This is a genomic window from Prochlorococcus marinus str. AS9601 (genome assembly GCF_000015645.1).
GTDB classification, from domain to species: Bacteria; Cyanobacteriota; Cyanobacteriia; order PCC-6307; family Cyanobiaceae; genus Prochlorococcus_A; species Prochlorococcus_A marinus_O.
Window position 1 is genome coordinate 1484706 of the sequence record NC_008816.1, and the last position, 15617, is coordinate 1500322.

Annotated in this window: 28 protein-coding genes; 2 read left to right on the forward strand and 26 right to left on the reverse strand. The window is 35.8% G+C overall.

The window, feature by feature from the left end:
* Positions 1-49 precede the first annotated feature (49 nt).
* From truA to rplC, 26 genes are all read right to left on the reverse strand, one after another.
* On the reverse strand, positions 50-856 hold the full coding sequence (gene truA / locus A9601_RS17275; RefSeq protein ID WP_011819149.1) for a tRNA pseudouridine(38-40) synthase TruA: 807 nt from the start codon (positions 854-856) through the stop codon (positions 50-52).
* Between the two features lie 37 nt (positions 857-893).
* A complete protein-coding gene (gene rplQ, locus A9601_RS17280) occupies positions 894-1244 on the reverse strand; it encodes a 50S ribosomal protein L17 (RefSeq protein ID WP_011819150.1) in 351 nt (116 codons plus the stop codon).
* A 14-nt stretch (positions 1245-1258) separates the two neighbouring features.
* Positions 1259-2197 carry a DNA-directed RNA polymerase subunit alpha gene (locus tag A9601_RS17285; protein WP_041484570.1) on the reverse strand — a complete coding sequence of 313 codons (939 nt, stop codon included), beginning with the start codon at positions 2195-2197 and terminating at the stop codon, positions 1259-1261.
* A gap of 49 nt (positions 2198-2246) precedes the next feature.
* Positions 2247-2639 (reverse strand): 30S ribosomal protein S11, encoded by a 393-nt coding sequence (gene rpsK / locus A9601_RS17290; RefSeq protein WP_002805825.1) that lies wholly within the window; start codon positions 2637-2639, stop codon positions 2247-2249.
* A 44-nt stretch (positions 2640-2683) separates the two neighbouring features.
* Positions 2684-3049, reverse strand: a complete 366-nt coding sequence (gene rpsM, locus A9601_RS17295) for a 30S ribosomal protein S13 (protein ID WP_011819152.1) — start codon at positions 3047-3049, stop codon at positions 2684-2686.
* Positions 3050-3090: 41 nt separating this feature from the next.
* Positions 3091-3207, reverse strand: a complete 117-nt coding sequence (rpmJ, locus tag A9601_RS18395; protein WP_011377173.1) for a 50S ribosomal protein L36 — start codon at positions 3205-3207, stop codon at positions 3091-3093.
* Positions 3208-3252: 45 nt separating this feature from the next.
* The gene (locus A9601_RS17300) at positions 3253-3801 is read right to left on the reverse strand and encodes an adenylate kinase (protein ID WP_011819153.1); all 549 of its coding nucleotides are present in this window, start codon (positions 3799-3801) and stop codon (positions 3253-3255) included.
* Positions 3801-5120 (reverse strand): preprotein translocase subunit SecY, encoded by a 1320-nt coding sequence (gene secY, locus A9601_RS17305; RefSeq protein ID WP_011819154.1) that lies wholly within the window; start codon positions 5118-5120, stop codon positions 3801-3803. The genes A9601_RS17300 and secY overlap by 1 nt, the downstream gene beginning before the upstream one ends.
* A gap of 29 nt (positions 5121-5149) precedes the next feature.
* Positions 5150-5608, reverse strand: coding sequence for a 50S ribosomal protein L15 (rplO, locus tag A9601_RS17310; RefSeq protein WP_011819155.1), 459 nt, complete (start codon positions 5606-5608; stop codon positions 5150-5152).
* Between the two features lie 5 nt (positions 5609-5613).
* Positions 5614-6234: a 30S ribosomal protein S5 gene (gene rpsE, locus A9601_RS17315; RefSeq protein WP_011819156.1), complete on the reverse strand. Its 621-nt coding sequence runs from the start codon at positions 6232-6234 to the stop codon at positions 5614-5616.
* 13 nt (positions 6235-6247) lie between these two features.
* Entirely contained in the window at positions 6248-6616 is a 369-nt protein-coding gene (gene rplR / locus A9601_RS17320) for a 50S ribosomal protein L18 (protein ID WP_011819157.1), read from the reverse strand.
* A 14-nt stretch (positions 6617-6630) separates the two neighbouring features.
* Positions 6631-7170 (reverse strand): 50S ribosomal protein L6, encoded by a 540-nt coding sequence (gene rplF, locus A9601_RS17325; protein ID WP_011819158.1) that lies wholly within the window; start codon positions 7168-7170, stop codon positions 6631-6633.
* A gap of 12 nt (positions 7171-7182) precedes the next feature.
* The gene (rpsH, locus tag A9601_RS18435) at positions 7183-7584 is read right to left on the reverse strand and encodes a 30S ribosomal protein S8 (protein WP_011819159.1); all 402 of its coding nucleotides are present in this window, start codon (positions 7582-7584) and stop codon (positions 7183-7185) included.
* 9 nt (positions 7585-7593) lie between these two features.
* Positions 7594-8133: a 50S ribosomal protein L5 gene (gene rplE, locus A9601_RS18440; RefSeq protein WP_011819160.1), complete on the reverse strand. Its 540-nt coding sequence runs from the start codon at positions 8131-8133 to the stop codon at positions 7594-7596.
* A gap of 74 nt (positions 8134-8207) precedes the next feature.
* A complete protein-coding gene (gene rplX, locus A9601_RS17340) occupies positions 8208-8564 on the reverse strand; it encodes a 50S ribosomal protein L24 (RefSeq protein WP_011819161.1) in 357 nt (118 codons plus the stop codon).
* The gene (rplN, locus tag A9601_RS17345; RefSeq protein ID WP_002807235.1) at positions 8565-8930 is read right to left on the reverse strand and encodes a 50S ribosomal protein L14; all 366 of its coding nucleotides are present in this window, start codon (positions 8928-8930) and stop codon (positions 8565-8567) included.
* Positions 8927-9193, reverse strand: a complete 267-nt coding sequence (gene rpsQ / locus A9601_RS18445) for a 30S ribosomal protein S17 (protein WP_011819162.1) — start codon at positions 9191-9193, stop codon at positions 8927-8929. Before rpsQ ends, rplN begins: the two co-directional genes overlap by 4 nt.
* Positions 9194-9202: 9 nt before the next feature.
* Positions 9203-9421 carry a 50S ribosomal protein L29 gene (rpmC, locus tag A9601_RS18450; protein ID WP_011819163.1) on the reverse strand — a complete coding sequence of 73 codons (219 nt, stop codon included), beginning with the start codon at positions 9419-9421 and terminating at the stop codon, positions 9203-9205.
* Positions 9418-9900 (reverse strand): 50S ribosomal protein L16, encoded by a 483-nt coding sequence (rplP, locus tag A9601_RS17360; RefSeq protein ID WP_011819164.1) that lies wholly within the window; start codon positions 9898-9900, stop codon positions 9418-9420. The genes rpmC and rplP overlap by 4 nt, the downstream gene beginning before the upstream one ends.
* An 11-nt stretch (positions 9901-9911) precedes the next feature.
* On the reverse strand, positions 9912-10643 hold the full coding sequence (rpsC, locus tag A9601_RS17365) for a 30S ribosomal protein S3 (RefSeq protein ID WP_011819165.1): 732 nt from the start codon (positions 10641-10643) through the stop codon (positions 9912-9914).
* The gene (rplV, locus tag A9601_RS17370; RefSeq protein ID WP_011819166.1) at positions 10643-11029 is read right to left on the reverse strand and encodes a 50S ribosomal protein L22; all 387 of its coding nucleotides are present in this window, start codon (positions 11027-11029) and stop codon (positions 10643-10645) included. The genes rpsC and rplV overlap by 1 nt, the downstream gene beginning before the upstream one ends.
* On the reverse strand, positions 11026-11304 hold the full coding sequence (rpsS, locus tag A9601_RS17375; protein ID WP_011819167.1) for a 30S ribosomal protein S19: 279 nt from the start codon (positions 11302-11304) through the stop codon (positions 11026-11028). The genes rplV and rpsS overlap by 4 nt, the downstream gene beginning before the upstream one ends.
* A 37-nt stretch (positions 11305-11341) precedes the next feature.
* On the reverse strand, positions 11342-12205 hold the full coding sequence (rplB, locus tag A9601_RS17380; protein ID WP_002807290.1) for a 50S ribosomal protein L2: 864 nt from the start codon (positions 12203-12205) through the stop codon (positions 11342-11344).
* Between the two features lie 12 nt (positions 12206-12217).
* Positions 12218-12520, reverse strand: a complete 303-nt coding sequence (locus A9601_RS17385) for a 50S ribosomal protein L23 (protein ID WP_011819168.1) — start codon at positions 12518-12520, stop codon at positions 12218-12220.
* A complete protein-coding gene (gene rplD / locus A9601_RS17390; RefSeq protein ID WP_011819169.1) occupies positions 12517-13149 on the reverse strand; it encodes a 50S ribosomal protein L4 in 633 nt (210 codons plus the stop codon). Before rplD ends, A9601_RS17385 begins: the two co-directional genes overlap by 4 nt.
* Positions 13146-13799, reverse strand: a complete 654-nt coding sequence (gene rplC / locus A9601_RS17395) for a 50S ribosomal protein L3 (RefSeq protein WP_011819170.1) — start codon at positions 13797-13799, stop codon at positions 13146-13148. Before rplC ends, rplD begins: the two co-directional genes overlap by 4 nt.
* A 279-nt stretch (positions 13800-14078) precedes the next feature.
* Between rplC and ndhN the strand changes: the two genes are divergently transcribed.
* Complete coding sequence (gene ndhN / locus A9601_RS17400) at positions 14079-14555, forward strand: NAD(P)H-quinone oxidoreductase subunit N (RefSeq protein ID WP_011819171.1); 477 nt, start codon at positions 14079-14081, stop codon at positions 14553-14555.
* Positions 14556-14560: 5 nt separating this feature from the next.
* Positions 14561-15568 carry an LdpA C-terminal domain-containing domain gene (locus tag A9601_RS17405; RefSeq protein WP_011819172.1) on the forward strand — a complete coding sequence of 336 codons (1008 nt, stop codon included), beginning with the start codon at positions 14561-14563 and terminating at the stop codon, positions 15566-15568.
* Positions 15569-15617: the final 49 nt, after the last annotated feature.

A 15617-nucleotide genomic window follows, 5' to 3' on the forward strand; every position in this document is an offset into this window, starting at 1 on the left:
AACATTTTCCAATGATTTTCACAAAAAATTTGCTCAATTAAAATTTATTTTAAGAAAAACCTTCAATTAAAAATATAGGAAAAAAATCGTTGTTTTTAATCTTTTTAAAAACATTTTCTTCATAAACAGCATTTACAAAACATAACCCCTTGGCTGGAGCAGATTCCTTTACATCATTTTTCTTTTTGTTTACCCATCTATCTGTAAAAATTTCTGGCGATATTTTTTTTTCTCCGACTAAAACTAGTTGACCAACAATTAAACGAACCATTCCATATAGAAAACCAGTAGCTTTAATATCAACTAAAATCAAATCCTCTACTCTTTTAACATCTATATTTTTTATTTTTGTAATAGAATTTTGCCTGTTACTTCCACTTTTCTGAAAAGCAAAAAAATCATGCTCACCTTCCATTTTCTTGGATGCATTTAACATTAAAACTTCATCTAATACTTTTTGATATCTATGCCATGACCAATTGTTAATAAACAAGTTAGGGAATTTACTGTTATTAATGACATACCGATAATGTCTATAACTTGCTGAATAGCATGCATGCCAACTATCTTTAACCTCAACTGATTCCAAAATCCTAATTGTTGAGGGTAAAAGACTATTTAAGACATCAGAATAACTATTTCCTGGAATAACACAATCAATATCAAAATGTATAACTTGACCTGATGCATGCACCCCGGCATCAGTCCTACCTGCAGCAAAAGTCTTAACTGTATGATTTGTAATCTTTAAGAGAGCTTTATCTAAAATTTCTTGAATAGTATTTGCATTTTTTTGTTTTTGCCAGCCTGAATAATGAGATCCATCATATTGGACTAGTAAAGCTACCCTTTTCAAAAGTTATTTTCTAGTAAAAGCGGTCTTAATAACTTAATTAAACAAGCTCTATTATGGCCATCTGAGCGTTATCTCCTTTTCTTGATACGGTTCTGACTATGCGAGTATAACCACCTTCCCTGTCTCCATATCTTTCCTTTGCTTTCTCAAATAATGAATGAACTAATTTCTTATCATAAATATATCCAATAGCTCTTCTCCTAGAAGCCAAACTTCCCTCTTTAGCGAGTGAAATCATTCTTTCAGCTTCATTTCTTAAAGCTTTTGCCCTAGCTTTTGTTGTTGTTACTCTACCTTCCCTAATTAATTGAGTAGTTAAACCTCTAAGAAGTGCTTTTCTCTGGTCAGCAGGTTTACTTAATAATGGAATTCTAAGTTGGTGTCTCATAATCTTAAAAATTGTTAAACAGATGTTCTGCTTTGTGGAATAGAAATGCCGATGCGCTCAAGAGCCTCAATAACCTCATCTGCAGATTTAGAGCCAAAGTTCTTAATTTCTAGAAGATCTTCATAGCTGAAGCCCATTAAATCAGAAACTGAGTTAACTTGCGCCCTTTTCAAACAATTATATGCTCTAACGGACAAGTTTAGTTCCTCAAGGGGGATTTGAGCTTCAGGAGATGGTTCGGGTTCTTCAGGAATTTCCTCAACCATTGTGACAGTAGCAAGAGGTTGAAAGAGTTCTATTAACTGATTTGCAGCTTCAGCAATAGCATCGTCAGGACTTGTTGAGCCATCTGTAACTACTTCCATTTTTAATCTTTCTCTTCCTGTTGCGCCCTCTGCTACAGCAGTTTCATCAATCGTAAAATTTACCCTCTTCACTGGCATAAATACTGCATCTATTTGAAGTAAATCAATAGCAGTTGTCTCTTCACTCTTACGGTCGACTGGTCTATATCCAACACCCCTTTCAACATGGATTTCCAACTCTAAGTTATGCCCCTCCTGAATTGTTGCGATCGGTTTTTCGCCATCAACAATTTCAACTTGAGAGGAGAATTGAATATCATTCGCCTTCACCTCCATTGGACCGCTCGCCACTAATCTGCCGATTTCGAGCTCTGGATTAGAACTATTTATTGATAGTTGCTTGCAATTCAGAAGAATATCTAAAACGTCTTCTCTAACTCCAGGGATAGTGGCATATTCATGATTAATTCCTGCTATTCTTACTGCTGTAACTGCACTCCCTTCAAGTCCTCCCATAAGGACTCTTCTAAGAGAATTACCCAAAGTTGTAGCTTGCCCCCTTTCAAGAGGACCAATTAAAAAAGTTCCTGTTTGGGAGCGATCATCTGCTATTTGATGGTCGATTCTGTCAATCTGGTATTGCAACACGGAAAATAATGAGGTTAAGAGTTTTTTTGGGGTTGAGAATGGTTCAAACCTAAACGCGTCTGCGTTTAGGTCTTCTACATCCATTATGAGGTAATGGAGTTACATCTCTTATTAGAGTTATTTCTAATCCGGCCACTTGTAAAGCTCTTATGGCCGTTTCCCTACCTGCGCCAGGCCCTCTAACTAGTACTTCTATTTGTCTCATACCTTGATCAAGAGCTCTTCTAGCTGCAGCTTCAGCAGCTGTTTGAGCGGCAAATGGCGTACCTTTGCGAGCGCCTTTAAATCCACTTGCGCCAGCAGAAGACCAAGAAATTACATGACCTGAGGTGTCAGTAATTGAGACGATAGTATTATTAAATGTGCTTTGGATATGTACCACACCATTAGGTACATTTCGTTTAGATTTCTTTGAACCTGTTTTTTTTACTGTAGCTGCCATGATCTTTTAATTTAATACTTCATTTTGTAGATAGATTTAGTTAATTATTTTTTTCTTCCAGCAACTGTTTTTCTAGAACCACGTCTTGTTCTTGCATTAGTTCTAGTTCTTTGACCTCTTACTGGAAGACTCATTCTATGTCTTCTTCCTCTGACACACCCTATATCTTGCAGACGTTTCAAAGCCATCCCCTCTTTTCTTCTCAAATCTCCCTCTAAAGTAAATTCCTCTGTGGCACCTCGAAGTTTTTGTACGTCACCATCTGAAAGGTCTTTGACACGAGTATCTGGGTTTACACCCGTATTAGCAAGAATTAGCTTAGATCTCGTTAAACCAATTCCATAGACATATGTTAGTGCAATTTCAACTCGCTTTTCGCGAGGTATGTCAATTCCTGCAATCCTGGCCACGTGTTTTGAATAAGTAAAAGTTTGAATTTAAGGGTTTAAATTTAACCCTGACGCTGTTTATTGCGAGGTCTTTTCTTGTTAATAACATAGATTTTACCTCTTCTCCTCACGATCTGATCGTCAGGACTAATTTTTTTGACTGAAGATCTGACCTTCATAGGGGTTTAACAATTAAAACGTTAATACTATATTCTACATCATCATCAAGCCATTTTTTGTTTGATATCAGAGGAAATGGTTTTTAAATCTCTATCAGCATTAATATATTCTAACAATGAAAGATCTTTAAAATATTGAATCAATGGTTCAGTAGTTTTTTTATAAATATCAACTCTTGTTCTAATTGTTTCTTCTGTATCATCTTTTCTCCCCCTTAAAAGCAAACGTTCAATTAGCACTTCTTCTGGAATATCTAAATAAAAGACTACTTCTAAAGGTTGATTTATTTCAGATAAGACTTCATTCAATGAATCTGCTTGAGATAAATTTCTTGGGTAACCATCTAGAATCCAACCGATATTATCCTTAACTAAATTTTGTCTTACTATCTTTAATACGAGCTCATCACTAACTAGTTCCCCGCGATTCATAATATCTTTTACCTGGATACCAAGGTTAGTATTCATTTCGATTTCTTTTCTTAATAATTCACCAGTAGAAAGATGTAAGTAAGAAGTAGTTTGACTCAACAATTCCGCTTGAGTCCCTTTCCCTGCTCCAGGAGCTCCTAAAAATAGTAGATGCTTCTTCATTAATTGTTAATTAGTCCCTCATACCTTTGTGAAATAACATAAGTTTGAATTTGCTTAGCAGTATCTATAGCGACACCCACAAGAATTAGCAAAGAAGTTGCTCCTAAACCTTGAAAGGTCTGAACATTTGTAGCTCTTTCTACTGCTGCTGGGATTATTGCTACCGAACCCAGAAACAATCCTCCCAATAATGTCAACCTATTTTGTATACCTGAAAGGTAATTTGCTGTATTAGTTCCTGGTCTAACTCCTGGTATCGCTACTCCTCCTTTCTTTAAATTTGAAGCTACATCAACAGGATTGATAGTAAGAGATGCATAAAAATACGAGAACCCCAAAATCAAGGAGAAGAATGTAAGAGCATATGGCCATGGATTAGAAGATCCTGGATTTAAACTACTTGCTAACTTGATTAAGACTGGATTGCCCGTAACATTTGCAATAGTTATAGGTAAAAAGATTAAAGCAGATGCAAATATAATAGGCATTACTCCTCCTGCATTTAATTTCAAAGGTAAATAACTTTGCCTTGTAGGAAGTAGTGTTGTATTTCCTATCTGCCTTTTTGCACTAACAATAGGAATGCGTCTTGCTCCCTCTTGAACAAAAATTATCCCAACAATTGTCAGTAAAAATACTCCAAGTAAAACTGCTATACCTAAAACATCTCCTCTATCGCCAGTTTGAGCTTTTTCAATGGTTGAACTTAGAGCCTTAGGTAAAGTCGAAACAATATTCAAAAAAATCACCAGTGAAGCACCTTGACCTATCCCTTTCTCCGTAATAATTTCACTAAACCACATTACTAACATTGAACCAGTAACTAAGGCAATGGAGGTTTGTAAAACAAATGTGGTTTCACTTATCCCCTCGATAGCATATTGTCTAAGAATTAAGGAAAAAATTATACTTTGTAAAAAACCCCATCCTAAAGAAACATATCTAGTTATTTGAGCAATTTTTCTTCTTCCTGCTTCTCCTTCATTTTTTTGCAAATCTTCAAGAAAAGGCAATGAAGCTGTGAGAAGCTGAATAATAATTGATGCGTTAATAAAGGGTAGTATGCCTAATGCGAATATTCCTAAGGTTGAAATTCCTCCTCCTGTAAAAATATCTAAAAAACCTATTAATTGCCCTCCTTGATCTATAAAACTTTTAAAAGCGACCCTATCAATACTAGGCATAGGGATATATATACCAAGTCTTACTAAAAGCAGAAGGCCTAAAGTAGTTAAAACTCTACTCCTTAACTCTTTATTTAAAAATAATTGGGAAAGTATTTCAGAAGCGCTAGGATTTCTACTTTTGTTGACAAACATTTTAAAGCTTACCTAAATTTTTACTAAATTTATTTATTATTTATAAGCTCGCAGGATCCGCCTGCGTCCTCAATTTTTTGTTTTGCAACTTTTGTAAATGAATGAGCTTGGACTTTTAGCTTTACATTAATTTTTCCATTACCAAGGATTTTTAAAGGAAATTTTGGTTTGAAAATTAATCCCTTCTTAACTAGTGAGTCAATGTTAACTGTATCGTTATCTTTGAAATCATTTAATTTTTCTAAATTAATTATGGAAAAGTTCTTTTGATTAATTATTTCAAAGTGCTTTAATTTTGGAACTCTTCTATATAGAGGCATTTGGCCACCTTCAAAACCTGGACGTGTAGGTCTTCCGGAACGTGACTTTTGTCCTCTCATTCCAAAACCACATGATGCACCCTGACCGGCTGCGATACCTCTACCCTTTCTTAATTTTTTCTTTCTCGAGCCAGAGTTTGATTTAAGTGTATTTAGTGTTGAAGTCATAATTTTCAAGAATAGAGCTGTTCAAGTGAGATGCCTCTCTCCCTTGAAACAGATTTGTGTGTTCTTAATTGAGAAAGAGCTACCATAGCAGCTCTTGCATTATTCAAAGGTGTTTTACTGCCCAGTCTTTTTGCCAAGACATTTTTTATACCAGCTAATTCTAAAACCGTTCTAATTGAACCGCCAGCAATTACACCTGTACCTGGAGCGGCAGGCCTAATCAGCACGTTTGCCGCACCATCACTACCTAAAGATAAAGTTGGAATTGAATTATTTGGCGTTAATGGAACTCTGACAAGATTCTTTTTACCATCTGAAACTCCCTTTCTAACTGCACCAATGACATCACCAGCTTTACCAACCCCAACTCCGACTTGACCTTTTTCATTACCAACGACAACTATTGCTCTAAAACTCATTTTTTTTCCACCCTTAACAGTCTTAGAAACACGTCGAATTTGAACAACCCTTTCTTGCCAATCAGAATCTCTCTCTAGATTTTTTGAATCACCTCTTCTATTTCTTTTGCGATCATTACGATTATTCTTTTTTTGTTCTACTGGCGTAGCTGCAGGAACATTATCGTTCTTGGATTGAATTTCTTGTTTTGTTGGAGTGTCAGTCATAGTAAAAAAAAAGTTAGAATTCTAGGCCAGCTTCGCGGGCAGCATCTGCAAGTGCCTTTACTCTCCCGTGATATAAATTACCTCCACGGTCAAAAATTACTTGCTTAATACCTTTTTTTATCGCTCTCTTTGCTAATAATTTTCCAACAATGGAAGAAGAGTTACAATCAGATGGTAATTTCTCAGATTTTTCTTTTAGTTCTTTATCAACAGTTGAAGCTGAGCAAATAGTTGTTTGAGCGCTATCATCAATAACCTGAGCATAAATATGATTATTAGAGCGATAAACAGACAATCTTGGACGCGTTGCATCTCCAATTAAGTATCTCCTTAATCTTCTATGCCTTTTTTGGGTTTGTAATTTCCTGGAAAGTTTGGTCATTTTTTTAATTGGAATTATTTTTTGCCAGATTTACCAGCTTTTCTGAGAATTCTCTCATCATGATATTTAATTCCTTTACCTTTGTATGGCTCTGGAGGTCTAATTGATCTGATTTTTGCTGCTTCATTGCCAACAATTTCCTTATCAATTCCAGATACGGTAACGTTTGTATTACTCTCAACTTTGTATGTTATACCATCAGGGGGGATCATTTCTACAGGATGACTATATCCTGCACTAACAACTAAATTTTTTCCTTTGACTTGTGCTCTTGATCCAACGCCAACAATTTCTAGTTTCTTTGAAAAACCTTGAGTAACCCCTTCAACCATATTTGCAATTAAAGCCCTACATAAACCATGTCTCTGCCTTGAATGTATTTTGGTTGTGGTAGGACTTACGACAACAGTATTATCTTTTTTATCAAAACTAACACCCTCAGGCATGAGACGTTTTAACTCACCCTTTGGGCCCTTAACTGTAACTGTTAATCCATCAAAATCAACTGTAACTTTCTCTGGAATAAGTACTGGTGTTTTTCCGATTCTTGACATGACTAATTCTCCTTAATAAACATAGCAGAGGACTTCGCCGCCAATGCCTTGCTTTCTAGCATCGCGATCACTCATAACGCCTTTAGAAGTTGATATTATGGCAACTCCAAGACCTCCAAGAACTTTTGGTAAACCTCTAGTATTTTTATATATTCTCAAACCAGGTTTACTAACTCTTTGCATAGATCGAATAGTAGGAAATTTGTTTTTTCCACTATATTTGAGGCCGAGTATTATTTGTGATTTATAACCTTCACCTTCCTCATTAATGTCAGAAATGAACCCCTCTTTTTGAAGTACTTTAGCGATACTTAAGGACATTTTTGAACCTGGGATTGTTGTGGTTGTATGCTTTTTTTGACTCGCATTTCTAATTCGAGTTAGCATATCTGAAATAGGATCGTGATTTGACATAGTTTTAATTTAATTCTTACTAAAAGGCATTCCTAACTCCTGCAAAAGAGCTTTACCTTCTTGATCTGATTTTGCACTAGTGACAATAGTTATATCCATACCTCTTATTGAATCTATTTTATCAAAAGAGATTTCAGGAAAAATCAATTGCTCTTTCACGCCAACGGTGTAATTACCTCTCCCATCAAAACTTTTTGGATTAACTCCCCTAAAGTCTCTTATTCTTGGTAAAGCTAGATTTATAAATCTCTCCAAAAAGGAATACATCCTGTCTCCTCTCAAAGTTACAGTACAACCAATAGGCATGCCCTCACGAATTTTAAAACCCGCGATAGCTTTTTTGGCCCTAGTTACTAAAGCCTTTTGTCCTGTAATTGTTGCCATTTCATTTAAAGAGGCTTCAAGAGCTTTCGAATTCGAAGCTGCTTCACCAAGACCTCTGTTAACGTTGACTTTGACAACTTTTGGTACTTGATGAATATTTTTAAGGCCAAGATCCTTTAAAAGTTTTGGTCTTATTGATTCTTTGTAGCGATTTTTTAGAGTCATAATTTTTTGTTAATTCTGGTCTTTGTCAGAATTGATAAATTAGAAAAAGTTGAAATCTAGTTTCTGATGAAAAATTAATCAATTACTTCACCAGTTTTCTTCAATCTTCTTTTCTTAACCCCCTCTTTATCAATAAAGTATTCAATCTTACTTGTAAGATTTTTATCCTTTGAAAAAAACATTACATTTGATGCATGTAAAGATGCTTCTTCTGTAAGAATTCTTCCAGTTTCTCCTTCCTGAGTTGGTTTTACATGTTTGGTCCTAAGGTTAATTCCCTTTACAACTACTCTATTTTCAAGAGGGATAGTTTTTAAAACTTCTCCAGTTTTCCCTTTGTCCTTTCCATTAATTACTTTTACCAAATCTCCAGTTTTGATTCTCATTTTTATTCTCTGGAAATTTTTCTTTTGCTTTAATGAATCCAACATTTAAATCACCTCCGGAGCAAGAGAAACAATCTTTGTATAATTTTTATCCCGCAGTTCTCTAGCTACAGGACCAAAGACTCTAGTACCTTTTGGATTCTTATCTTCATTAATCAATACTGCCGCATTGTCATCAAATCTGATTGAATTACCAGTATTTCTTCTTAAGGTTGCTTTAGTTCTGACGATAACAGCTTTAACAACTTCAGATTTCTTGACTCCCATGTTAGGCAGAGCATCTTTTACAGTTGCTACGATTACATCCCCGACATGTGCATACCTTCTATTTGAACCTAAAACCCTAATACATTGGAGTCTTTTTGCTCCGCTATTATCGGCAACTGTTAAATAAGTTTCTTGTTGAATCATTTTTTAACCTCCTTAGCCTGACTTGTTTTATTGAGAATCTCTTCTATAGCCCATCTTTTATGAGCACTAAGCGGTCTAGTTTCTCTAATTTTAACTCGATCACCTAAAACGCATGTATTTTCTGGATCATGCGCCTTATATCGAGTAGTTCTACTTACAATTTTTTTATAAGTGGGATGTGGATATCTGTTAATAACAGCAACAACAACTGTTTTATCCATTTTGTCGCTGACAACAGTACCAATTCTTTCTTTAAGTGCCATAACTAATAATTAATCAGGAGTTGTTTGAGAAGCAGATTGATTCTTACTGAGAGTGAGTAATTGCGCAACTTGTTTCTTGATAATTTTAAATTTATGAGTTTCATTGAGCTGTCTTGTAGCTTGCTTGAATCTCAAGTCAAAAAGATCTTTTCTTAATTGGTCAATCTTTTCAGTAATTTGTTCAGAATTTAATTTTTTAAATTCCTTAAGTGACTCTGAGTTTTTCATTGTTTAACCTCCTCTTGAGATTTTTTACTATCTTTTGTATTTTCTTGGGAGGAATTTTCTAGATTTTTATCAATTGAGATAAATTTAGTTTTTACAGGAAGTTTATATTGAGCCAGACGCATAGCTTCCTTTGCAGTTTCCTCAGTGATATCCTCACCACCCATTTCAAAAAGTATTCTTCCAGGTTTTACAACTGCGACCCAAAACTCTGGATTACCTTTACCAGAACCCATTCTGGTTTCGGCAGGTCTCATGGTTACGGGTTTATCAGGAAATATTCTTATCCAGATTTGACCACCACGTTTGATATATCTAGTCATAGCTCTTCTGCTTGCTTCAATCTGACGTGCAGTTACCCAGCCACAGTCTTGAGCTTGGAGAGCAAATTGACCGAATGCAATAGTATTTCCTTTTGAGGCTACACCCCTCATTCTGCCTCTATGTTGTTTACGGAATTTAGTACGTTTTGGACTAAGCATTTTTATACCTCCTATGAATTCTCATTTGAACGATCCTCAAATTGCTGAGGTCTTCTACTAGCTTTCCTCTTAGGGCTCGCACCCACAGGGATGGTTTGTTCTTCTTTAGGGAGAACTTCGCCTTTGAAAACCCAAACTTTAATGCCTAGAACACCGTAAGTTGTATTAGCTTCACGTGTTGCGTAGTCAATTTCAGCTCTCAATGTATGTAAAGGTACTCTACCTTCTCTAGTCCATTCAGTTCTAGCTATTTCAGCACCATTCAACCTTCCACCTACTTGAATTTTGAGACCTAAAACTCCAGCCCTTTGAGCCCTTTGTAAAGCCATCCTGATAGTTCTTCTAAAAGCGACTCTTTTTTCAAGTTGTTGCGCAATATATTCAGCTAGTAAAAAAGCATCAGCATCTACACGTTCTACTTCTACAACGTTTATTCTTACTTGCCTTGTTCTATCTCCTATTGTTTTTTGAATGCCAGATCTTAATTCTTCAATCCCACTCCCTTGTCTTCCAACTATTACTCCGGGTCTTGCTGTTTTTAATTCAAGTTCAAGTTGGTCAGCTTTTCTAGCTATTAAAACATCGCTAATTCCTGCTGCTCCATATTTTTTTTGTATAAAGGTACGAATTTTAAAATCTTCTTGGAGAAGAATTGGATATGTTTTAGAAGTAGCAAACCACTTAGAGCGATGCTCTTGTGTAATTCCTAATCTTAGTCCAGAAGGATGTATTTTATGTCCCATTAGTTTTGTACCTCCGCATTAGTTTCAGTAGGAGCCGATTCAACAGAAATGCTGATGTGGCAAGTCTGTTTTTTAATTGAAAAAGCTCGACCTTGAGCTCTGGGCCTATACCTTTTCATTACTGGACCACTATTAGCCCATGCAGAAGAAATAACTAAGGTGGATGGATCCATTCCAAGGTTATGTTCTGCATTGGCAACAGCAGATCTTAGAACTTTAGTTATGGGGTCTGTAGATCTGTAAGGCATAAATTCCAACATAATCAATGCATCTCTATAAGACCTACCCCTTATCTGATCCAAAACTCTTCTCACTTTAGAGGCCGATCCGCGAACGTAATTCCCATGAGCAATTGCTTTTTTTGTTGTTTCAGGTGTTTTTGTCATGATTTTGCTCCTTTCTTATCTCTTATATGACCTCGGTAAGTGCGTGTAGGAGCAAATTCACCAAGTTTATGACCAATCATTTGTTCAGTAATAAATACTGGAATGTGAGTTTTGCCATTATGTACGGCGATTGTGTGACCAATCATTAAAGGTAAAATCGTAGAGGATCTTGACCAAGTTTTGATAACAGACTTGTCATTATCAGTATTTTGTTTTTCTACCTTCTTGAGCAGGCTATCTGCTATAAAAGGTCCTTTTTTTAGTGAACGTCCCATGATTATGTAATAGAAATTGAAATAATAAATGAAGTAATCAAGAGTCTCTTCCTCCTCTACTCCTCTTAGAAACACGACGGCGTCTTCGAACAACTAATTTATTACTTGGTTTGTTCTTTTTACGTGTCTTTAGTCCAAGAGCTGGCTTACCCCATGGAGTAACTGGGCCTGCTCTACCAATTGGTGCTTTTCCCTCTCCTCCTCCATGTGGATGATCACATGGGTTCATTACACTACCTCTTACTTGAGGCCTTCTTCCAAGCCATCTTCTTCTGCCTGCTTTACCTAAACTAGTATTTCTTATTTCAGAATTACCTACTTCACCAAGAGTTGCGTAGCATTCTTTTCTTACAAGTCTTACCTCAGTAGATGGGAGTTTTAAAGCGACATAATCTCCCTCTTTTGCCATAACTTGAGCACTAGCTCCTGCGGATCTAACCATTTGAGCGCCCCTACCTGCGTATAACTCAACACAATGAACACTAGATCCTAATGGCATAACAGAAAGCGGCATTGCATTTCCATCTTCAATTGGAACACTTTCTCCAGAAATGACATTTTGTCCGACTTTTACTCCTGCTGGAGCGATAATATATCTTTTCTCTCCATCTTCATAAAATAAAAGTGCCAACCTTGCATTTCTATGAGGATCGTAGTGTATAGCTGCAACTTTAGCGTTGATATTTCTTTTATCTCTTCTAAAGTCGACCAATCTATATTGCCTTTTGTGACCACCTCCACGATGACGACAAGTGATAACTCCACGATTATTCCTGCCTTTAACTCTATGTTTTGAAACTATCAATGATCTTTCAGGTTTTGCACTTGTGATTTCACTAAAGTCAGTAACTACTCTCTGCCTAGTGCCAGGTGTATAAGGTTTAAATTTACGTATTGCCATGATTAAAACTCCTTAAGATTCTGGAAATAGTTGGATTTTGTCTCCTTCAGCAAGACGTACAATTGCCTTCTTGACCTGAGAACGTTTACCGGAAAATTTCCCGACTCTTCTTGTTCTCCTAGGAGGATTCATAGTGTTAACTCCTATGACTTTAACACTGAACAAGGCTTCAACAGCTGCCTTTATTTGTGGTTTAGCCGCTCTATGATCTACTTCGAAAGTGTATTGGTTAAGATCTAATGCATTTGTAGCTTTTTCAGTAATAACTGGCTTTCGTATTACATCGGCTAAACGAGAATCGAATAATTTACTCATGATGCATAAACCTCCTGAATTTTATCTATCGCTGATTGACCTATTACCAATTTATTGGCATTGAGAATATCAAATACATTTAATTGATCGGCGGCGATTAATTTTACTTTCTCAATGTTATTAATGGATTTTTTTATAATATCGGAAGGGCTATCAAGAATAACCAAAACTTTTTCAGTTTTTTGTATACCTAATCGAGCAAGGCCATTGATGATATCACTTGTTTTAGGCTGCTTTAAAGTAGATCCAAAATCTTCAACAGCCTTCATATCAGATACTCTGGACATAAGAGCTGTTCTAAGAGCTAATCTACGTTCCTTACGATTCATATCAAGATTGTAAGAACGTGGCTTCGGTCCAAAAATAATTCCACCGCCAGGTCTCAAAGGTGTCCTTATTGATCCTTGACGAGCTCTTCCTGTACCTTTTTGTTTGTATGGCTTTCTACCGCCCCCGCGCACTTCAGATCTTGTCAAAGTTGAGGCTGTCCCCTGTCTTTTATTTGCTAACTGTCTAAGGACTGCTCTATGGATTAAGTCTGCCGAAGAAGTTTCTTTAGCAACTGCTAAATCAAGAGAAACTTTGCCTGATTTTTTACCATCCCACTTAAGAGTTTCAAGTGTTGTCATGATTTTTCACCTCCTTTTTTGCCTACGACATTATTTGGCTTAATGTTTATTATTGAGCCTGGCTTACCTGGGACAGAACCCTTTACTACAAGCAAATTTTTCTGATCATCAATTTTTAGAACTAACAAACCTTTAGTAGTAATCTGTTTTCCTCCATATCTTCCTGCCATTCTTTTTCCAGGATAAATTCTGCCTGGAGTTGTTCCTGCTCCTGTAGATCCAGGTGCTCTATGATTTTTTGAACCATGACTCATAGGACCTCTGCTAAAACCATGTCTTTTCTGGTAACCTGCAAAACCTCTACCCATAGATTTGCCACTGATATCAACTTTTTGACCAACCTCAAAGTTTTTTACAGTTATTTGTTTTCCGATTTCATAAGATGAAGTTTCTTCAACCCTATATTCTTTCAAATGCTTTAAAAGTTCTTCACCTGATTTCAATAAGTGTCCCTTTTCAGGTTTGCTTAAATGCTTCTCTTTGGACAAGCCATAACCTATCTGAACAGCGGTATAACCATCCAAAGCAGTTGTTTTCAATTGAGTGACGCGGCAAGGACCAGCCTCTATAAGAGTAACTGGTACCGAATTACCTTTATCATCGAAAAGTTGGGACATGCCCAATTTCTTTCCTAAAATTCCAATAGACATAAGACTAAGTTAGGCTAGCTCGTAATAATTTTTCAATTATCTAAACCCTTCAGTTATTAAGGTGAAGTTAATCAAAAAACAATTAGTAAGGTTGAGACTTATCTGAAAATCTAGATAGTTTCTCCTGGGATAAACCCACCTGAGTTTTTTAACGAAACGCTAAAAAATGTGAAATTTTCAGAGGCTCGGCTAGCTTGCGAGCTTAAAAATTCACTGAGTTACAATTGTACATCATCAAGTACCATAAAATAAAATAAAATAGAAATAAAGGAAATTTTTATGCCATTACTTCTCTCAGGGAAAAAGTTTCATAACGATTTAAAAACTAACAAATGTCTCGCAATATTTGCTCCTCTTGAAGGTGGTTATGAAACTCGTCTTTTGAGGAGAATGAGGGCCAAAGGCTTTAAAACTTTTATAACTTCAGCAAGAGGGCTTGGAGATCCAGAAGTTTTCTTGCTCAAATTGCATGGCGTTAGACCACCTCACCTTGGTCATCAAAGTGTAGGAAGAAACGGAGCGCTTGGGGAAGTTCAGCAAGTAATCCCACAAGCTTCTGAGTTATTTAATGAAAATGATAAAAATAAATTACTTTGGTTATTAGAAGGTCAAGTATTATCCCAGTCTGAATTAGAAAGCTTAATAGAGATTTGTACTAACGATAATAAACTAACAATAGTTGTTGAAATGGGGGGTTCAAGAAAACTTGAATGGAAACCATTAAGTAATTATATTTTGGATGAATTTGAAAGTTAAATTGTTTGATTAAAACCAAGAATAAAAAAGATAAATGGATTAAGTTAATTTGTGGTGCCAGTAATGAAGATATTGTTGCCATAGAAGATTTATGTGCAATTTATACTGCTGCTGGTGTCGACTACATAGATGTTGCAGCAGAAGAATCTATAGTTTATGCAGCAAAAAAAGGAATCGATTGGGCAAAAAAAGTCTTTAAAAACTCCCCTGGATTAATGATAAGCATTAGTGATGGTAATGATATCCACTTTCGAAAAGCAAAATTTGATCCATTGAAATGTCCCCCTAGTTGTCCAAGACCATGCGAAAAAGTATGCCCCACATTTGCAATTGATAATTTCGGAATTAAAGAGAGTAAATGTTATGGATGCGGAAGATGTTTAAATAGTTGTCCTCTAAATCTAATTAGTGAATATGAATATAATTTGTCAAAAAATAATTTAGCATCAACTCTTCAAAAAATAAGGCCTAATGCAGTAGAAATTCATACAGAAATCAATCGCCTAGATTCTTTTACAAAAGTTGTAAGTATCCTTACAAGTTCTGGAATGAAATTAGACAAGATATCTATCAGTTGTGGATTAAATCAATCTTTCAAAAAAGCCCAAGAGCCTGATGATCTTTTGAAAGCTCTGTGGGAAAGATATGAAATTCTTAAAAAACTTGATATTCCCCTTATTTGGCAACTAGATGGAAGGCCAATGTCTGGAGATCTTGCTCCTTCAACAAGTAGAGATGCTGTTAAGTTGTTTGAAAAAATCGGTTCAGATCTTCCACCTGGATTAATTCAATTAGCAGGAGGAACAAATGAAAAAACTCATGAATTGTTGAATTCAAACAATCTCCCAGATGGAATAGCATTTGGAAGTGCTGCAAGAAAAATTATGCAGCCCCTTATTGAATTTGCTCATAAAAATGACAAAAAACTCTATGAGTATCCTGAAATAATGGGTTTGGCGATCCAAAAAGCTCAGAAATTTCTAGAGCCATGGAAATCGCGCTCATTCAAATAATATTTTTATTTTTCAAAACTAGCGCCATGTTTATAAAAAATTTGTATTT

Excerpts from the sequence above, each read along its gene's own strand:
- A9601_RS17300 (WP_011819153.1), bottom strand. The coding sequence starts at position 3,801 with ATGAAGAAGCATCTACTATTTTTAGGAGCTCCTGGAGCAGGGAAAGGG.
- ndhN (WP_011819171.1), top strand. The coding sequence starts at position 14,079 with ATGCCATTACTTCTCTCAGGGAAAAAGTTTCATAACGATTTAAAAACT.
- rpsQ (WP_011819162.1), bottom strand. The coding sequence starts at position 9,193 with ATGGCACTTAAAGAAAGAATTGGTACTGTTGTCAGCGACAAAATGGAT.
- rplV (WP_011819166.1), bottom strand. The coding sequence starts at position 11,029 with ATGACAAAAACACCTGAAACAACAAAAAAAGCAATTGCTCATGGGAAT.
- rplE (WP_011819160.1), bottom strand. The coding sequence starts at position 8,133 with ATGACTCTAAAAAATCGCTACAAAGAATCAATAAGACCAAAACTTTTA.
- rplD (WP_011819169.1), bottom strand. The coding sequence starts at position 13,149 with ATGACAACACTTGAAACTCTTAAGTGGGATGGTAAAAAATCAGGCAAA.
- rplF (WP_011819158.1), bottom strand. The coding sequence starts at position 7,170 with ATGTCAAGAATCGGAAAAACACCAGTACTTATTCCAGAGAAAGTTACA.
- rpsS (WP_011819167.1), bottom strand. The coding sequence starts at position 11,304 with ATGGGACGTTCACTAAAAAAAGGACCTTTTATAGCAGATAGCCTGCTC.
- rplN (WP_002807235.1), bottom strand. The coding sequence starts at position 8,930 with ATGATTCAACAAGAAACTTATTTAACAGTTGCCGATAATAGCGGAGCA.
- rplP (WP_011819164.1), bottom strand. The coding sequence starts at position 9,900 with ATGCTTAGTCCAAAACGTACTAAATTCCGTAAACAACATAGAGGCAGA.
- secY (WP_011819154.1), bottom strand. The coding sequence starts at position 5,120 with ATGTTTGTCAACAAAAGTAGAAATCCTAGCGCTTCTGAAATACTTTCC.
- rplR (WP_011819157.1), bottom strand. The coding sequence starts at position 6,616 with ATGACCAAACTTTCCAGGAAATTACAAACCCAAAAAAGGCATAGAAGA.
- rpsH (WP_011819159.1), bottom strand. The coding sequence starts at position 7,584 with ATGTCAAATCACGATCCTATTTCAGATATGCTAACTCGAATTAGAAAT.
- rpmJ (WP_011377173.1), bottom strand. The coding sequence starts at position 3,207 with ATGAAGGTCAGATCTTCAGTCAAAAAAATTAGTCCTGACGATCAGATC.
- rplC (WP_011819170.1), bottom strand. The coding sequence starts at position 13,799 with ATGTCTATTGGAATTTTAGGAAAGAAATTGGGCATGTCCCAACTTTTC.
- rpmC (WP_011819163.1), bottom strand. The coding sequence starts at position 9,421 with ATGAAAAACTCAGAGTCACTTAAGGAATTTAAAAAATTAAATTCTGAA.
- A9601_RS17385 (WP_011819168.1), bottom strand. The coding sequence starts at position 12,520 with ATGAGTAAATTATTCGATTCTCGTTTAGCCGATGTAATACGAAAGCCA.
- rpsK (WP_002805825.1), bottom strand. The coding sequence starts at position 2,639 with ATGGCAGCTACAGTAAAAAAAACAGGTTCAAAGAAATCTAAACGAAAT.
- rplO (WP_011819155.1), bottom strand. The coding sequence starts at position 5,608 with ATGACTTCAACACTAAATACACTTAAATCAAACTCTGGCTCGAGAAAG.
- rpsC (WP_011819165.1), bottom strand. The coding sequence starts at position 10,643 with ATGGGACATAAAATACATCCTTCTGGACTAAGATTAGGAATTACACAA.
- rplX (WP_011819161.1), bottom strand. The coding sequence starts at position 8,564 with ATGTTGGATTCATTAAAGCAAAAGAAAAATTTCCAGAGAATAAAAATG.
- rplB (WP_002807290.1), bottom strand. The coding sequence starts at position 12,205 with ATGGCAATACGTAAATTTAAACCTTATACACCTGGCACTAGGCAGAGA.
- rplQ (WP_011819150.1), bottom strand. The coding sequence starts at position 1,244 with ATGAGACACCAACTTAGAATTCCATTATTAAGTAAACCTGCTGACCAG.
- rpsE (WP_011819156.1), bottom strand. The coding sequence starts at position 6,234 with ATGACTGACACTCCAACAAAACAAGAAATTCAATCCAAGAACGATAAT.